Genomic DNA, 16950 nt, shown 5'->3' on the forward strand with positions numbered 1-16950 from the left:
CAAATCTTGGGAGGATATCCTATATCCAAAAGTTAATGGATAGAAAGGATTGTTGATGAGAATATCATTTGTGGTGGTTTGACCAATCACTACTAGCTCAGGTTAAATAAAATATAAAAAGCAACAACTGAAATAGTTGTTGCTTTTTCTTACTGAAAAATGTTTCTCAGACTGCGATCGATTTATTTTTCAACACGTGATTTGTTGGCGATATCGGCTAGGATAGCTGCTACAAACTCTTCTACTGACACAGTGTTCGTTTCTTTTTGTCCATAGCGACGAACGTTGACAGTTCCGTCTTCCATTTCCTTGTCACCAACGATCAATTGGTAAGGAATCTTGCTAGTTTGTGAAGCACGAATCTTGAATTGCATTTTCTCATTACGTTCATCCACATCAGCACGGACACCACGGTCACGGAGTTTCTTCGCTACTTCCCAAGCGTAGTCCACGTGTTTTTCGTTAGATACTGGGATGAGGGTTACTTGGTGTGGCGCAAGCCATGTTGGGAAGGCACCCTTGTAGTTTTCAATCAAGATCGCTGTGAAGCGTTCCATAGTTGAGATAACCCCACGGTGGATCATAACTGGGCGATGTTCTTCACCATCAGCTCCGATGTATTTAAGGTCGAAGCGTTCTGGAAGCAAGAAGTCAAGCTGGATCGTAGAGAGGGTTTCTTCTTTTCCAAGGGCAGTCTTAACCTGGATATCCAATTTTGGTCCATAGAAGGCAGCTTCACCTTCAGCTTCAAAGTAGTCAACGCCCATTTCATCAAGGGCAGCACGAAGCATGGTTTGGGCATTTTCCCACATTTCATCGTTATCAAAGTACTTGTGAGTATCTTGAGGGTCACGAAGAGAGAGGCGGAAACGGTATTCATTCAAGTTGAAATCTTCATAAACATCGATAATCAACTGAAGAGCACGTTGGAATTCTTCTTGGATTTGTTCTGGAGTCACAAAGAGGTGACCGTCGTTGAGAGACATTTCACGCACACGTTGAAGACCAGTGAGGGCACCAGATTTTTCATAGCGGTGCATCATCCCGATTTCAGCGATACGAATTGGCAATTCACGGTAAGAGTGAACGTGGTGTTTAAAGACTTCGATATGGTGAGGACAGTTCATTGGACGAAGAACGAATTCTTCCCCATCACCCATATCCATAGTTGGGAACATATCTTCACGGTAGTGATCCCAGTGACCAGAAGTCTTGTAAAGTTCTACTGAGGCAATTGGTGGAGTGTAGACGTGTTGGTAACCAGCAGCGATTTCCTTGTCGACGATGTAGCGTTCCAATTCACGACGGATAGTGGCACCATTTGGCAACCAGAATGGAAGACCTTGACCCACTTCTTGAGAAATCATAAAGAGATCCAATTCTTTACCAAGTTTACGGTGGTCACGTTCTTTGGCTTCTTCACGCATTTGAAGGTAGTTCTTCAAGTCTTTCTTGTCAAACCAGGCAGTACCGTAGATCCGTTGCATCATCGCATTGTCGCTATTTCCACGCCAGTAAGCACCAGCTACATTGAGAAGGTGGAAGATTTGGATGCGACCTGTTGATGGGACGTGTGGTCCACGACAGAGGTCTACATATTCACCTTGACGGTAGATAGTCAAACCACCTTCATCTTCTGAGTGCTCTTCGATCAATTCCAATTTGTATGGATCATTCTTAAAGATTTCACGCGCCTCATCTTTGGTCACTTCTTCACGAATAGATGGGAAGTTTTCTTTAACGATTTTTTGCATTTCTTCTTCGATACGAGGAAGATCTTCGTTAGAGATTTGACCAGCTTGGTTGTCTGTATCGTAGTAGAAACCATCTTCGATAGCTGGACCAACACCCAAGTGAATGTCTGGGAAAAGGCGACGAGCGGCTTGTGCAAACAAGTGAGCAGCTGAGTGACGCAAGATATCCAATGCATCTTCGTGATCTGGTGTCACGATTTCGATGCTTCCGTCTTCAGTAATCGCACGAGTAGTGTCAATCAATTTGCCGTTAAATTTACCAGCAAGAGCTTTTTTAGCTAGAGAATTGCTGATGGATTGAGCAATTTCAAAAGTTGTAACGCCAGATTCGAATTCACGAACAGCGCCATCTGGGAAAGTAATTTTGATCATGTTTTTCTCCTTAAAATTTATCGTAATTTAAAATTGAGGTTTGAAGAAATAGAGATGGGTTAGTTATAAAGAACAATTATATTTGTTTATCTAACTGAATGATGCTTTAACATTTTCATTCTACAAATAAAACAAACTGTAGAAATAAGTAAATAACTTACCAAGGAAAGGATTAAAGACAAATATTGCTCATCAGTCATTTCACCACTCATGTATATCCTTATCGGATAGCTTCTGAGAGCATTGACCAAGTAAATACCAGTAGTAAGACTTAAAAGATATCCCGTTATAACGAGTTTCTTGTTGTTGAAAAACATTAAGATACCGAGAAAAGGAGCAAGAAATGGTATAAGAGGAACAAATGCAAAAAATGAAAAGACAACAATGTACTCCAAGCCCCATAGACTGAGAGTTTTCATTAGCCACACATAAACTATAAGGAAGGTACAGGAAATTACCCAGGGCAATACTTTCTTCATATCAACCTCCATATTCAATTTATGTTTATATTCTATCCTAAGCCAGTAATAATAGTTCTCCAAACAAAAAGCGACATCCTAAAAAGGACGTCGCAACGTGGTTCCACCTTCATTTATGTTCCTCAAAAAAGAGGGACACCTCTGATTGGCTCTAACGTGGCCACCGTTTTATGTTTGCATAAAAGTCAGTAGAGTAGTATCAGTTTAGGCTTCCTATGCGTTCTCAGCAACCACGCACTCTCTAGTAGAAAGGGGCTAAGTGACTTGTCTCTATGCATTATTATAGCATGATTGTGAGATTTTTCAAGGATTTTGTGAAAGTTTTTTCCTTTTCAGTTTTTGCACTAGATTCTTAATAGCTACACCGACAGCCATACCCGCGAGGGCAAAGATTTCATAGGCTAGGAAGTAGAGAAGGATAAATTCTCCGAAAGTAATGATGGTAAAGCAAAAGAGCAAGCCAACTCCAATTAACCACCAAACTGAGAACTTGAAACGATAAGAGTAGAATAGTGATACTATGAAAGTCACCAGTGGAGAGAAGATAATAACGTTGCCGATGGTGAGCTCCTTCAAGATATAGTTTTTAGTAATAGTCCATAATAACAGCTCATAAAGTGGCCAATAAAAGAAAAATATGACCAGATAGTAGGGGAGATATTGCGAGAATTTACGCATGCTAATCACCTCACTTTTCAAGTTATCACCTTAGATATCCTTCCTATAACTATTATAGCACTTTTGAGATAAGGATTGTAAATCTGTTGACAAAGAAGGTAGTTCTTGGTAGAATAAGAACTGTCGTAAAGACAAATAACTTCTTCTTGGTTACAGGCATGCCAACCTGTCACTCGGATGAAGCCAAATAAAAAGGAGAAACATCATGGCAATCTCAAAAGAGAAAAAAAATGAAATCATTGCACAATATGCACGTCACGAAGGTGACACAGGTTCAGTAGAGGTTCAAGTTGCTGTCCTTACTTGGGAAATCAACCACCTTAACGAACACATCAAACAACATAAAAAAGACCACGCTACTTACCGTGGATTGATGAAGAAAATCGGTCGCCGTCGTAACTTGCTTGCATACTTGCGTAAAAACGACGTTAACCGTTACCGTGAGTTGATCAACTCTCTAGGACTTCGTCGTTAATCTGCTTTATTTTCCACTTACATTGCGTTGTCACCTTACCTCGATATACTCAAGTATAATCTTCGGTTACGGTTCCTAGCACTGTAAGGTAAAATAAACCAGAATGATCTCCCTCCGGGGAGATTTTTTGATTTTGCCAAGTTTTTAGGCCGTGTTCAATTGAGCATATCTTGATAATGAAGCTACTCTAATTGGGTAGTCTTTTTGTTTTTGTCACCTTACCTCGATATACTCAAGTATAATCTTCGGTTATGGTTCCTAGCACTGTAAGGTAAAATAAACCAGAATGATCTCCCTTCGGGGAGATTTTTTGTTTCACTAACATTTTTGTACAATCTTCGGCTTGCCACTTAGTCTACAAACGTTTTATCCAGCAAGAATCATGATGCTAAGGGTCTTAAAAATCCGTATGAAAATAGGGAAAGGACACAGTGTTCGATGAACACAAAGAGTTTCATCTTTTTCACTAGGATTTTAGCCCGCGCTCAAATAAGCTCTCTGACTTCAGAGGTTTTTTTCTATATTTTTCTAGTCTTGTTCCTGATTTAGAAATGTGGTATACTGATTATGAAAATTGTCTAAATTTTTAATTTTTGTTAAAGGAGGGTTTCATGCTTTCCAAATTTTATGGAAACCATCAAAACCTGAGATATTGTTTTTTACTAGCTATCCTGTTAGGAGCATTGGGAATCTCTCTGTTTCTGGCAGTTTCTATGGGTTCTGTTCAAATTAGTTTGAGTGATACCTATCGGATAATTTTGAGTCAGTTAGGGGCTCCTTTTGAGATAGGAGACATTTCAAAGTCTACGCTTGCTATTGTTTGGAATATGAGATTACCACGGGTTTTTCTTGCTTTGATTGTTGGTGCAGGCCTTTCCATGTGTGGTAGTGTCATGCAGTCAACGGTCAACAATCCAATAGCAGAGCCCTATGTATTAGGAATTTCAGCCGGGGCAACCTTTGGAGCAACTTTGAGTATTATTCTTGGATTTAAAGTTATGATTGGTCTAGGTTCTTTCCTAGGAGCGATTTTAGCAACAGTTGCAGTTCTTCTCATTGCGTCTATGCAGGGCAGGATGACAACTTCTAGCCTCATTTTATCAGGGACGGTTGTCAATGCACTATTTTTGGCTTTTTCAAACTTTATTATCTCTATTGGGGCCAATGCTGATAGCGTTATGACCATCAAGTTTTGGACCATGGGTTCTTTAGCGGGGACCTCATGGGCTCACTTAACCTTACCAACTATAATCGTGGGAATCGCCTTTTTATTTTTCTCTTCCCAATACCGTGTTTTCAATGCCATGATGATGGGAGATGAGGCGGCTTTGACTTTGGGAATTCCCTTGCGTTTATACTGGTATCTCTATGTGACGATTGTAGCTGTGATGACGGCAGTCCTAGTTTCGACCTGTGGGATTATCGGTTTTGTCGGTTTGATTACACCGCATTTGGCTCGAAGTTTGGTAGGGACAAATTACAAAAGGCTTTTTCCGATTGCAACCTTACTAGGCGCCCTCTTTGTCGTCTGGGCAGATGTCCTTGCTCGCATTCTGATTCAAAATGCTGAACTGCCGATTGGAATTTTCACAGCCCTAGTAGGTGCACCTTTCTTTATCTACATGGTTGCAAGTAGACGAAGGGAGGTGAGAGTCTGATATGGACTTAATGTGCCAGGATATTCACTTTGGAATCGGAGAAAAAAAGATTCTCAAAGGAGTCTCAATTAAACTTGAGGGAAACCAATTTCATACTATTTTGGGACCAAATGGAAGTGGAAAGACCAGCTTGTTGAAACTCTTCTATCGACAGGAAAAGCCGAATCAGGGCTTGATTTCTTTAGATGGGAAGCCTCTAGACCAAATGAGCGTCAAAGAAACGGCAAAGCAGATGGCAGTCATCACGCAGTTTAATCAACTTCAGTTTGATTGTACAGTTGAGGAGATTGTCATGCTGGGTAGAACACCCCATCTCTCTTTCTTGCAAAAGGAAAAAGACAGAGATTTTGCTTTGGTTGAGGATGCTTTGGTCAAGGTAGATATGCTTGAAAAGAGAAATCGACTCTATTCTTCTTTATCAGGAGGAGAGAAGCAGCGGGTTCTGTTAGCACGCGCTTTGGCCCAAGAGCCGACCCTCTTGCTCTTAGATGAACCGACCAATCATTTGGATATCAAGTATCAGCTAGACTTATTGACCATTGTCAAAAATCTTCAGATCAATGTGCTAGCTGTCTTGCATGATATTCAGCTAGCTTGTCGCTATTCAGACTATCTCTACCTAATGAAAGAAGGGGAGATTGTTTACCAAGGTACTCCAAAAGAGACCATCACACCCGAGTCATTGCAGGCTGTCTATGGCGTTCAAAGTAAGGTAACTTGGACAGAAGATCAGCAAGCCATGATTCACTATTTATAAAAATTAAAAAGGAAAACAAAACATGAAAAAAACACTTAGTATTTTGCTCCTAACAGTAGCTGCCTTATCTTTGGCAGCTTGTGGTAACGCATCTAAAGAAACAGCAACGGCACCGGCTACAACAGAAGCTAGTCAAAAAGCTAATACAGAAACTAGCTATCCTGTAACTATCAAAACTTATGATGCTAAAGGAAATGAAGTCGAACAAGTCTTTGAAAAGGCACCTGAAAAGGTCATCACCAACAACCTCTCAACAACTGAAATCCTACTTGAACTCGGTTTGCAAGATAAAATTGCTGGTATGCTCAATCCCGATAATGCTGTAACTGGTAAATACAAGGATGCTATTGAAGCTATCCCTCACATTGGCGATAAAAAATCTGTCTCACAAGAAACAGTTCTTTCTTATGAACCAGATGCCTTGATGGGACGCAACATGATGTTTTCTGAAAAGTCAATGGGAACCATTAGTGCTTGGAATGAAAACAAAATCCCTGTTTATACGCAAAAAGCTTCACTTTCAACTATCCAACAAGATTTAGGAAATATCGTAGAAGATGTGAAGAATCTTGGTACCATTTTCAATGTCCAAGACAAGGCTAACCAATATGCCGAGCAATTACAAGCTAAAATCGATGCGGTTAAAAAAGCCAACCCAGAAACACAGGGTGAAAAGAAAAAAGCTCTGATTATGGTGGCCTACAATGACGAAACCTTTGGTGCCTACAAGTCAGCTCTTCAGGAAAGCTTGCTTAACCAACTTGGTTATACCAATGTTGCAACAGGAACTTCTGGCTTGACCTTGGAAAATCTAGTATCAATGGATCCTGAGTTGATTATCTATGTAACTAGTGACCGCAATCAAAAATTAGATGAAAAAGCAGTGGATTTGATGAAGGCAAATGCTGTTTTGGAAAATGTACCAGCAATCAAGAATCAAAAAATCATGACCATCTCTTACGATGAGTTGATGGATTACGGTCCTGCAGTGATTGATTCCCTTGAAAAAATCAATGACTTTATCAAGAAATAAGGAGTTTAACTGGGAAGGGATTCGAGTTAGGGTCAGTCTTCCTTCAAACTATGATCCTCAACAAGCCTATCCACTTGTGCTCTTAAACGATGGGGAACTGGATTATTTATCAGACCTATCTCAATCTGTAATTTTGGTAGGGTTGATTCCAGAAAATCGTCTGGATGACTTTACACCTTGGAAGGCTGGTGCATTGAAAGAAGGGGTTCCAGATTTTGGTGGGAAGGTAGACCAATACCATCAGAAGCTCTTTCAAGGAATTTTAAAAATTCTAAAGAAAGACTACTTGCTTGATGAAAGTCGAATTGCTTATGGTGGCTATTCACTGGGTGGTCTTGCTGCCGTCTATAGTCTCTATAGTAGTTATCTTCCTGCGACCTGTATCTTTTCTATCTGTGGTTCCTTCTGGTATCCAGACTTTACAGAATATTGTGGGGAACATGACCTGATACAGAGCCAAAGCCGGATTTATCTGCAAAATGGTCAGACAGAAGGTGCCAATCATTCCAATCGTCTGTCTAAGGCTCCTATTTTTGCAAGAGACATTCATGATTTGATTTCAGAGAAAGTCCCTTCGACTTATTGCACATTTGATGCTTATGGGCATCATGAAGCTCTTAAGGAACGTTATCACTATTTTTGTGATTGGCTGAGAGACGAATGGAAGCTTAAGTAACCTTATAACACTCCTTGTTCATCGTAACTAGGAGTGTTTCTTATGTATGCTTGGTTGTTAAAATGTTCATGGTATTATTCTTGACGGAAATCCATCCCCTGTAATAGACTAAATTATGGTATAATGAGTAGATAGATAGAATCGAGGAAATTATGTCATTTACAAAATTTAAATTTAAAAAATATATAGAAGAAGCCTTGGAGGAGTTGAATTTTACGACTCCTACCGAGGTGCAGGAAAAGTTGATTCCTATTGTCCTTGCAGGTCGTGACTTGGTTGGTGAATCTAAAACAGGTTCAGGTAAGACTCATACTTTCTTGTTACCGATTTTCCAACAGTTGGATGAAGAGAGCGATAGCGTGCAGGCAGTTATTACAGCTCCAAGTCGTGAATTAGCGACTCAGATTTACCAAGCTGCTCGTCAAATTGCATCACATTCAGATGTTGAGATTCGTGTTGTGAACTATGTTGGTGGTACAGACAAGGCCCGTCAGATTGACAAATTAGCTAGCAACCAGCCCCATATCGTTATCGGAACACCAGGTCGTATTTATGACTTGGTCAAGTCTGGTGATTTGGCTATCCACAAGGCTAAGACCTTTGTAGTCGATGAAGCCGACATGACCTTGGATATGGGATTCTTGGAAACAGTTGATAAGATTGCAGGAAGTCTTCCTAAGGACTTGCAGTTTATGGTCTTTTCAGCGACTATTCCACAAAAGCTACAACCATTCTTGAAAAAATACCTGTCCAATCCTGTTATGGAAAAGATCAAGACCAAAACCGTTATCTCTGATACCATTGACAACTGGTTGATTTCGACCAAGGGTCGTGACAAGAACGATCAGATTTATGAGTTGACTCAAGTCATGCAGCCGTATCTCGCCATGATTTTTGTCAATACAAAAACTCGTGCGGATGAATTGCACAGCTACCTAACAGCCCAAGGATTAAAGGTGGCAAAGATCCATGGGGATATTGCACCTCGTGAACGCAAACGGATCATGAATCAGGTGAAAAATCTTGATTTTGAATATATCGTAGCAACTGACCTGGCTGCGCGTGGGATTGATATTGAAGGTGTCAGCCACGTCATTAACGATGCTATTCCACAGGACTTGTCCTTCTTTGTCCACCGTGTTGGACGAACTGGACGTAATGGTCTACCAGGTACAGCCATTACCCTTTATCAGCCAAGCGATGACTCTGATATTCGTGAGTTAGAGAAATTAGGAATCAAGTTTGTACCTAAGGTTGTTAAAGATGGAGAGTTCCAAGACACTTATGACCGTGACCGTCGTGCCAATCGTGAGAAAAAACAGGAAAAACTGGATATCGAAATGATTGGCTTGGTCAAAAAGAAAAAGAAAAAAGTCAAACCAGGCTATAAGAAGAAAATTCAATGGGCGGTCGATGAAAAACGCCGTAAAGCCAAGCGTGCTGAAAGTCGTGCCCGTGGACGTGCAGAACGTAAAGCTAAACGTCAAACATTTTAAAATTAGAACAGTAGAACCAAGAGGTTTTACTGTTTTTTGACTCTTAAAACCTAAGATAGTATAAGTAAAAATCGCTAATTAATTTGAATAGCAAAAAAAATGTCATAGAGACTGATGCTATAGGATTTTTAATCAATATTTTGATTCCAGAAAATATTTGGAAACATTCTTAATTTATGTTATTCTAAAAAAAACAGATTTAAAAAAAATATTAAATCTGTTAAAGAAAAGAGGTCATTATGGCAAAAGGAATGTATAAGCAAGAACGTTTTTCGTTTCGTAAAATGAAAGTTGGATTGGCATCTGTGGCTATCCTCTTTGCTTTTGCACAACTTGGACAAGTTGCAGCTGATGAAACTAGTAAAGGTTCGTCAAGTGAAATTACTAAGGTAACTGAGGCACCAAAAGTAGTTGAAGAAGTCAAATCGCCTATTGAGGAGGCTAAAGCAGAAATTGCAACTGAAAAATCAAGACCTATTGTCAAAGAAACTGAAGCAAAAGCTGGGGATTTGATTGATGTCTCAAAGAAAGAATCTGCTGTCGAAGTAAAAGAAAGTCAAGAAGGCAATCAGAAAGTCCATATTGAAACCTCTGTAGCTGAGGTAACTAAAACTGAAATTGCTCCAGAAAAAGTGGAAAAAATTCCAGAACCTGTAACTACGACAAAAGAGAATACTGTAGCTGCTAAGGATAAAGATGGAAATTCTTATACTCAGTACGAACGAGTAGACAAGACAACAACTGTGGAAATAACTAAAACACCACCAACTGTTAAAAAAGCAGGAGCAGCTGATATTGTTTTCGTGGTTGACCGTTCAGGATCTATGGGAGGAACTATTAATACTGTTCGTAAAAATGTCAATGAGTTTGCAAGAAATCTTGCCAAAGATGGAGTGGCAGCACGTTTTGGATTAGCTACCTTTAGTGATGAAGTTTTTGGACGTAATAGAGGAAAAACAGATGAAGGTACAATTTTAACAAAATTTAACGAATCTTATTTTACAACAGATCCAGTTGAACTTGAAAAAGCTTTAGAAAAAATTAAGATTGCACATGGGGGAGATTCTCCTGAAACAGCAACTCCTGCTCTCACAAAGATTGTTTCTACTTACGACTGGTCTAAGTCACCAAAAAATAAAAAGTTTGTGGTGTTGTTAACAGATGCTAGGATGAAAGAAGATCCGTCAATTCCATCTATCGCTGAGGCATTAACAACTCTGAAAAAAGCTGGTATTGATAGGATCGTAGCGACAACCTTGTATAATCAACGAAACTTTAAAGATTTTGTGTCTGAGGGACGTTTAATGGATATTGATCGTAACTTGGCTGACTCTTTAACTAAGGATGCAGCTTCATGGATTGTGGAAACAGTCGGTGAGGGACGTCAGTACAAGGTAACAAAAGACAGCTACCAATTCTACTTGGAACGTCGTACAACTGTGCCAGTTTTGGAGCAGAAAGAAACTCCTAAACCAGCACCTACTGCTTACAAACCAGAACCGGCTAAACTTCCTGAAACAGGAAGCAATGATACAAGAAATCAAAGTCTCATGGGACTTGGTCTATTGTTCGCTGGACTTGGATTAGCCCTAGGAAACAGAAAATCAAAAGAACAGTAAGATAAATTAATAAAAAAACACTTGATGTGGGCTATATGCTTTCCGCTCAAGTGTTTTTTTCTTATAATATGAGAGCTGTTAGAATTAGACTAAAGTAGGTGTGGTTCAAATATTCTGATGGGATTTTTATGTTTCTTTACGATGATTTCCAGAAAAATTTCCTATAAATTTTAGCAATCGTTAAAACGATAACGTAAACGATACCCAAGATGGTTAAAACAAATTTTCCAGGACTCACTTCTGATCCGATAATAAAGATATGAAAGAGAGGAGCGAGGCCAATGCACACGTATATCAGATAAGTAACAAGGTTTAATTCACCAAATCCTGCAAAAAAATCTTTCATTTAAATTCTCCTACAATATACTTTTAATATCAGTATACTATAAATAAAAGAAAAGAACAAAAGATAAATCAATAAAAACAAAACACCTGAATTAGAGCTGATAGGCTTTTATCAGGTGTTTTTTGATGAAGTTATCTTAAAATGAAATAAACACACTGGGACGAGTATTTCAGTGTGTTTTTGTGGTAAATTTGTCTTTAAAATAGATAAGATAGATTATTTGATAAAGCCATTGTATTAGATGATTGGTTTGCCATCGATGTAACAGATGGAATATTTCATTCAGCTAGAGCGATAGAATTAATGCACCATTTTTGGTGCGTTTTTATTTTTTGTGCTATAATAGAAATAAATAAAAGGAGGAGTTACATGATTGGAGAAAATATAAAAACGTTACGTAAAACACATAAATTAACCCAGCCTGAGTTTGCAAAGATTGTTGGTATCTCTAGAAATAGTCTGAGTCGTTATGAAAATGGGACAAGTCGAGTTTCGACAGAATTAATCGATCGTATCTGCAAAAAATTTAATGTTTCCTATATCGATATAGTAGGGGAGGAAAAAATGCTCATACCAGTTGAAGATTATCAGTTAACATTAAAAATAGAATTGATAAAGGAACGAGGAGCGAATATCTTAGCGCAACTTTATCGTTTTCAAGATGAACAAGGAATTGCATATGACGATACTTCTAATCCTTGGGTTCTAATGAGCGACGATCTTTCTGATTTGATTAACACGAAGATTTATCTTGTTGCAACTTTTGAGGATGTGGAGCGATATAATGGCTATTTGGATGGCATTGAACGTATGCTAGAACAAGCTAGTCATCTGGTGGTGGCTTAATGAAACTAGAAGAATTTAGTCAAGATAATTTTGAACAAGCCTCCAAACGACTCGTTCGTTCTTTAACTCGTGGAAAAACAAGCTCATCTCATCCTAAGGCTATTTTGCTCGGTGGACAGAGTGGTGCAGGGAAAACAACGATTCATCGTATTAAACAAAGGGAATTTCAAGGTAATATCATTATCATTGATGGGGATAGTTATCGCTCTTTTCATCCGAACTACCTTGGCCTACAGGAAAAGTATGGCAAAGATAGTGTGGATTATACCAAAGTATTCGCGGGACAAATGGTTGAATATCTTGTAGATGAGTTGAGTAAACAAGGTTATCATTTGTTAATCGAGGGAACTTTGAGAACAACAGAAGTCCCTAGAAAAACTGCACAATTATTGACAACTAGAGGATATCAAGTCTCACTTGCACTGATTGCGACCAAGCCAGAATTGTCTTATCTCAGTACCTTGATACGTTATGAGGAGCTCCATGCTATAGATCCTAATCAAGCGAGAGCGACTCCCAAAGAGTACCATGATGGAATTGTAGAACATTTGGTTGATAACTTACGAGAGTTAGAAAATGACAAAATTTTTAATCAAATTCAAATTTATCAAAGAGATCAATCGTGTGTTTATGATTCGGAAGTAGATCAAATCTCAGCAGCAGAAGTTTTACAAGAATGCCTCTTCGGAAAATGGAGTAAGGTGGAGGAAGAGATGTTTAAGATGGGACAGGAACGGTTGAGAGAATTAATGGAAATGAAAAAAGGTATAATTGATGGAAATTAAAAAAATCTGTATTCAACATTATCGTTTATTAAACGATTTCTCTTTAGAGTTGAAAAATGATTTATCCTTGATTGTGGGTAAAAACAATTGTGGTAAGACTTCGGTTTTATCTGTATTAGAAAAAATATTCAATAAAAATTCCAATCGCAATTTGGTATGGGAAGATATTAATTTATATCATAGGAGGGAAATCTTTGAGAATATAAAGAGAGTCTCTGATATTCCTGATTCGGAATTATCGTCTATCTTAGGGATTAATCTTCAAATTTGGATTCAATATTCAGAATTAGATTCTTATCAAAATATCCAAGGATTTATGATGGATTTAAATCCCGAAAATAATTTTATTATTCTTGAATTTTCGTATATAATTCCTATTCAAAAGCTTCGCGAGATAAGTAGTTTGACTTGTGATTTTGCAGATGATTTTTCAAAATTTGAATCATTTATGAAGAAAAATCTGAATAAATTTTTCGAAATACAGATTTATTCACGTGGATATAATCCTATTACTCAAGAAATGACAGAAGAAAAGTCTGATTTACATGAAATGAAAGATGTTCATAAAATTATTAAAGTAAGAGGGATTAGTGCTAGTCGAGAAGTATCTAATAAAGAAAATAACCATTCATTATCTAAGACCTCAAATCGATTTTATAAATTAAATAATGGCGAAGAAATTAACAGTAACGCAAATAATTTACTACAATCTGCTATTTTAAAGGCAGATGAAACTTTAACCAGAGCATATAGTGGTGATGATGGCGTCGAAGGAATTTTTACTTCAGTCTTTGAACGCGTCAAAAGATTTGGTGGAAATGATAGTGAAACAGAGTTAGCAATTCATTCATCACTGTCTGAGAAAGATATTTTAAGTAATAATACGACACTGTATTATAAGCATGACGATAGTCTATTACCTGAAACATATAATGGTTTGGGGTATTTAAATTTATATGGAATTATTTTTGAAATTGAGACTTTAATGGCTGATATAAAAAATGATCCTGCTGATATTAATCTAATTTATATTGAAGAGCCAGAATCGCATACACATCCACAATTGCAGTATATTTTTATCAAGAATATTAAAGACTTGCTAAAGGAACACAATGATGAACTAAAAGAAAGTGGGGATATTGGTTGTATTCAAACTTTAATTACAACACACTCGTCTCATATAGTTTCCGATTGTAATTTTGATGATTTAATATACTTTAAGCGTGATGCTGGAACAGTAATATCAAAGGCTTTTAATTCATTGAAAGAAGAATACGGAGAAGACCAACTAGGATTTAAATTTGTAAAGCAGTATCTTACCCTTAATAGTAGTGAATTATTTTTTGCTGATAAAGTTATTTGTATTGAGGGTGATACAGAAAGAATTTTACTTCCCAGAATGATGCAAAAAGTGGATATTTCTAATTCACTTAATCAAAATTCAATGATAATGCCGTTACTTTCTCAAAATATTTCAATTATTGAAACAGGTGCACATTCACAAGTGTTTAGGAAATTATTTGATTTTTTAGGAATAAAAGTATTAATAATTACGGATATTGATCCAGCGAATAAAAATGAAAATAATCGCTTGACTTCTTGCTCAGCAGAAGATGCTACCTCTACAACAAATACTTCAATTAAAAGTTTTTTTGACATTTCTGGGGATGAAATATTTTCAATGGTAGCTCAAAAGAGTTTTGCAGAAAAAATAACATCAGATAATAGAATTCGTATTGCATACCAAATTCCCGAAGATGAAAGTAGTTATCAGCCTGCTAGCTTTGAGGATGCCTTTATCAGTTTAAATAAACAATTCATTATCAATCAAAAAGAAGGTCTTATTAAATTTGAAGCTTTAAAAAACTTTGATGATAGTGAAATAGAGGATTTCTATAAATTTGCTAGATATAAAGTGAACAAAAAATCTGCATTTGCATCAAGTTTATTATATTTCGAAAGAGAAGAAAACACTTGGAAAGTACCTAACTATATTTTGGAGGGATTGTTATGGTTGAGAGAACAATAGAGCCAGAGGTAGAAAAAGTATTTGAATTAATAAAACAAGGGCAAAATTTTATTCTTGAGGGTGGTGCTGGGAGTGGGAAAACTTATTCATTAATTTCCATTATTGAAAAAATATCTATGGAAGAACCAAAAAAATCTATTGTATGCATTACTTATACTAACAATGCTGTTGCAGAGATTAGATCTAGAATCATTAATGATAATTTACGGGTTTCAACTATTCACGATTTTATATGGCATGTCATTGAAAATTTCCAAAAAGAGATTAAAGAATGTCTTGTTGAGTTAATAAATGATGATGAACAAATCTTATTCGTTGCTCCAAAGGAAGTATTAGGTGAGGAACTTATTTCGCTTGATTATTTTGATGGTGTTCGTGTTGAATATACTGAATGGTATTCTATGAACATAATTGAACAAAATAAAGTTCAAATAAGTCATGACCATGTTCTTATAGTTGCTGAAAAAATGTTTTCTAAATATAAGAAGTTGAGTGATATTTTAAAGGATACTGCAAACTATATTTTTGTTGACGAGTATCAAGATACGAGTCCCTTAGTTGTAAAAATTTTATTAGAGCATCTCAGAAAGAGTACTAGAGATAATATCGTAGGTTTTTTTGGAGATTCAATGCAGGCTATCTATGACTCAGGAGTGGGAAACATAGATTCCTATGGTCTTGAAAAAATACAAAAAATTCAAAATAGACGTAATCCACGAAAAGTTATTAATTTAGCAAATAAATTTAGAAGCGATGGATTAGTTCAGATTCCTTCTAGTGATGTAGCGGCTCCAAACATGAATAATGGTAATGTAATTGAAGGGACGGTGAAATTCATTTATGGTGATGGAATTACCCACCTTGAAGATCTTAGAAATAGCGAACTATTTAAAGAATTAGAGTTTGATATACCACAGAAAACAAAGGAATTGCGATTAACACACAAACTTAATGCAGAAATGGCTGGGTTTTCTAAACTATTTGAATTGTATAATTCCGATTTGCTTGTAAAATTAATTACAGATATGAAGAAAAAATTTAATGCAAGTGAGTTAGTTGATAAAGGAAAATCTTTTGAAGAATTAGTAGAAGAAGCTCAAATTGTTGTTAGAAAGGGTGGTCCATTAATAATTGATATTGTCAAATCTATTCCAGAACTTTTAACCATTTACGAAGAAATTAAGACATTTTCGTTTGAAGAAGTGATTAGTAAGAGTAAAGTTAATAAAGATTCTTTATTGGCCTATAAATTTAATGGTTTAAGTAGTAGATATGAGGCGGGTACAGATAGAGATAGGATTCTTAAAAGATTAGATCTAATCTTTTAACTAATAGAACTATATAAAATAGGTAAGCATAACGAATTTTTGCGTATTACTTGCTTTAAAATAACTTCGTCCGCTGATAAAATTAATCTATCTAAAATTATGAAAGAAATCTCTGATAATGATATTACAATTGGAAAAGTCATAGAACTTGCAGAGAGAACTGGATTAATTTCAAAGGACGACTTATTTACTAATTTTATAGAAAATAAGGGCTGTTATTTATGGTTACGCCTTGAGAAATTACCGTTTCAAGAATATGTAAAAAGTATTGCTTATCTTAGAGAATATGTATCTGTCATAACTCAGCATAAGGTTAAAGGCAGTGAATATGTGAATGTCTTAGTTTTGTTAGATAATGGAAGATGGAATCAATATAATTTTAATTCTATATTTGGTAAAGGTTCATCTAATGAGAAGGTTCAAAACAGAACTAAGAAACTATTTTATGTTACAATCACTAGAGCAATGAAAAACTTAATTGTTTATATGCCATGTAATGACCAACAGATTCTTGAAAAAGCTAAAGATTATTTTGAACAGAGTGATATTGTTGATGTTCTATGTTTAAACAAAGCGTAAATAATAATATTTGTTAACTTAAATTTAGTAAGGAGAAAGT

The 16950-nt window shown here is 36.6% G+C and carries 14 protein-coding genes and 1 pseudogene; 11 read left to right on the forward strand and 4 right to left on the reverse strand.

From position 1 onward, the window contains the following. Window positions 1-182 precede the first annotated feature (182 nt). The 3 genes from thrS to ACWPUA_RS00665 form a co-directional block, all read right to left on the reverse strand. Window positions 183-2126 carry a threonine--tRNA ligase gene (thrS, locus tag ACWPUA_RS00655; protein ID WP_454378535.1) on the reverse strand — a complete coding sequence of 648 codons (1944 nt, stop codon included), beginning with the start codon at window positions 2124-2126 and terminating at the stop codon, window positions 183-185. An 86-nt stretch (window positions 2127-2212) separates the two neighbouring features. Beyond that, window positions 2213-2605, reverse strand: coding sequence for a hypothetical protein (locus ACWPUA_RS00660; RefSeq protein WP_254723972.1), 393 nt, complete (start codon window positions 2603-2605; stop codon window positions 2213-2215). A 303-nt stretch (window positions 2606-2908) separates the two neighbouring features. Continuing rightward, a complete protein-coding gene (locus ACWPUA_RS00665) occupies window positions 2909-3283 on the reverse strand; it encodes a hypothetical protein (RefSeq protein WP_042759693.1) in 375 nt (124 codons plus the stop codon). 205 nt (window positions 3284-3488) lie between these two features. On the opposite strand from ACWPUA_RS00665, the gene rpsO reads away from it, so the two are divergent. From rpsO to ACWPUA_RS00700, 7 genes are all read left to right on the forward strand, one after another. After that, window positions 3489-3758: a 30S ribosomal protein S15 gene (gene rpsO / locus ACWPUA_RS00670; RefSeq protein WP_001018251.1), complete on the forward strand. Its 270-nt coding sequence runs from the start codon at window positions 3489-3491 to the stop codon at window positions 3756-3758. 611 nt (window positions 3759-4369) lie between these two features. Continuing rightward, complete coding sequence (locus ACWPUA_RS00675; RefSeq protein WP_454378538.1) at window positions 4370-5416, forward strand: FecCD family ABC transporter permease; 1047 nt, start codon at window positions 4370-4372, stop codon at window positions 5414-5416. 1 nt (window position 5417) lies between these two features. Further along, the gene (locus ACWPUA_RS00680) at window positions 5418-6173 is read left to right on the forward strand and encodes an ABC transporter ATP-binding protein (protein WP_454378540.1); all 756 of its coding nucleotides are present in this window, start codon (window positions 5418-5420) and stop codon (window positions 6171-6173) included. 22 nt (window positions 6174-6195) lie between these two features. After that, a complete protein-coding gene (locus ACWPUA_RS00685) occupies window positions 6196-7206 on the forward strand; it encodes an ABC transporter substrate-binding protein (RefSeq protein ID WP_454378542.1) in 1011 nt (336 codons plus the stop codon). Beyond that, window positions 7187-7882, forward strand: a complete 696-nt coding sequence (locus ACWPUA_RS00690; RefSeq protein WP_454378544.1) for an alpha/beta hydrolase-fold protein — start codon at window positions 7187-7189, stop codon at window positions 7880-7882. Before ACWPUA_RS00685 ends, ACWPUA_RS00690 begins: the two co-directional genes overlap by 20 nt. 152 nt (window positions 7883-8034) lie before the next feature. After that, complete coding sequence (locus tag ACWPUA_RS00695) at window positions 8035-9378, forward strand: DEAD/DEAH box helicase (RefSeq protein ID WP_454378546.1); 1344 nt, start codon at window positions 8035-8037, stop codon at window positions 9376-9378. Between the two features lie 239 nt (window positions 9379-9617). Further along, entirely contained in the window at window positions 9618-10997 is a 1380-nt protein-coding gene (locus ACWPUA_RS00700; protein WP_454378548.1) for a VWA domain-containing protein, read from the forward strand. Window positions 10998-11133: 136 nt separating this feature from the next. Here ACWPUA_RS00700 and ACWPUA_RS00705 read toward each other — a convergent pair whose 3' ends face one another. After that, window positions 11134-11343: a hypothetical protein gene (locus ACWPUA_RS00705; RefSeq protein WP_006148878.1), complete on the reverse strand. Its 210-nt coding sequence runs from the start codon at window positions 11341-11343 to the stop codon at window positions 11134-11136. A 369-nt stretch (window positions 11344-11712) separates the two neighbouring features. Here ACWPUA_RS00705 and pezA point away from each other — a divergent pair, with 369 nt between their 5' ends. The 4 genes and pseudogenes from pezA to ACWPUA_RS00725 all read left to right on the forward strand — a co-directional run bounded on the left by pezA (window position 11713) and on the right by ACWPUA_RS00725 (window position 16910). Further along, window positions 11713-12189, forward strand: coding sequence for a type II toxin-antitoxin system antitoxin PezA (gene pezA, locus ACWPUA_RS00710; protein ID WP_454378550.1), 477 nt, complete (start codon window positions 11713-11715; stop codon window positions 12187-12189). Continuing rightward, window positions 12189-12974, forward strand: a complete 786-nt coding sequence (gene pezT, locus ACWPUA_RS00715) for a type II toxin-antitoxin system toxin PezT (protein WP_414314433.1) — start codon at window positions 12189-12191, stop codon at window positions 12972-12974. The genes pezA and pezT overlap by 1 nt, the downstream gene beginning before the upstream one ends. Beyond that, window positions 12964-15003, forward strand: coding sequence for an ATP-dependent nuclease (locus ACWPUA_RS00720; RefSeq protein WP_454378552.1), 2040 nt, complete (start codon window positions 12964-12966; stop codon window positions 15001-15003). Before pezT ends, ACWPUA_RS00720 begins: the two co-directional genes overlap by 11 nt. Beyond that, window positions 14985-16910, forward strand: a pseudogene (locus ACWPUA_RS00725) (UvrD-helicase domain-containing protein). Before ACWPUA_RS00720 ends, ACWPUA_RS00725 begins: the two are co-directional and overlap by 19 nt. The last annotated feature ends 40 nt before the right edge of the window (window positions 16911-16950 follow it).

The sequence above is a fragment of the Streptococcus sp. Marseille-Q6504 genome (genome assembly GCF_965111625.1).

Coding starts and splice junctions, on each gene's coding strand:
- thrS (WP_454378535.1), bottom strand. CDS start 2,126: ATGATCAAAATTACTTTCCCAGATGGCGCTGTTCGTGAATTCGAATCT.
- ACWPUA_RS00660 (WP_254723972.1), bottom strand. CDS start 2,605: ATGAAGAAAGTATTGCCCTGGGTAATTTCCTGTACCTTCCTTATAGTT.
- ACWPUA_RS00665 (WP_042759693.1), bottom strand. CDS start 3,283: ATGCGTAAATTCTCGCAATATCTCCCCTACTATCTGGTCATATTTTTC.
- rpsO (WP_001018251.1), top strand. CDS start 3,489: ATGGCAATCTCAAAAGAGAAAAAAAATGAAATCATTGCACAATATGCA.
- ACWPUA_RS00675 (WP_454378538.1), top strand. CDS start 4,370: ATGCTTTCCAAATTTTATGGAAACCATCAAAACCTGAGATATTGTTTT.
- ACWPUA_RS00680 (WP_454378540.1), top strand. CDS start 5,418: ATGGACTTAATGTGCCAGGATATTCACTTTGGAATCGGAGAAAAAAAG.
- ACWPUA_RS00685 (WP_454378542.1), top strand. CDS start 6,196: ATGAAAAAAACACTTAGTATTTTGCTCCTAACAGTAGCTGCCTTATCT.
- ACWPUA_RS00690 (WP_454378544.1), top strand. CDS start 7,187: ATGACTTTATCAAGAAATAAGGAGTTTAACTGGGAAGGGATTCGAGTT.
- ACWPUA_RS00695 (WP_454378546.1), top strand. CDS start 8,035: ATGTCATTTACAAAATTTAAATTTAAAAAATATATAGAAGAAGCCTTG.
- ACWPUA_RS00700 (WP_454378548.1), top strand. CDS start 9,618: ATGGCAAAAGGAATGTATAAGCAAGAACGTTTTTCGTTTCGTAAAATG.
- ACWPUA_RS00705 (WP_006148878.1), bottom strand. CDS start 11,343: ATGAAAGATTTTTTTGCAGGATTTGGTGAATTAAACCTTGTTACTTAT.
- pezA (WP_454378550.1), top strand. CDS start 11,713: ATGATTGGAGAAAATATAAAAACGTTACGTAAAACACATAAATTAACC.
- pezT (WP_414314433.1), top strand. CDS start 12,189: ATGAAACTAGAAGAATTTAGTCAAGATAATTTTGAACAAGCCTCCAAA.
- ACWPUA_RS00720 (WP_454378552.1), top strand. CDS start 12,964: ATGGAAATTAAAAAAATCTGTATTCAACATTATCGTTTATTAAACGAT.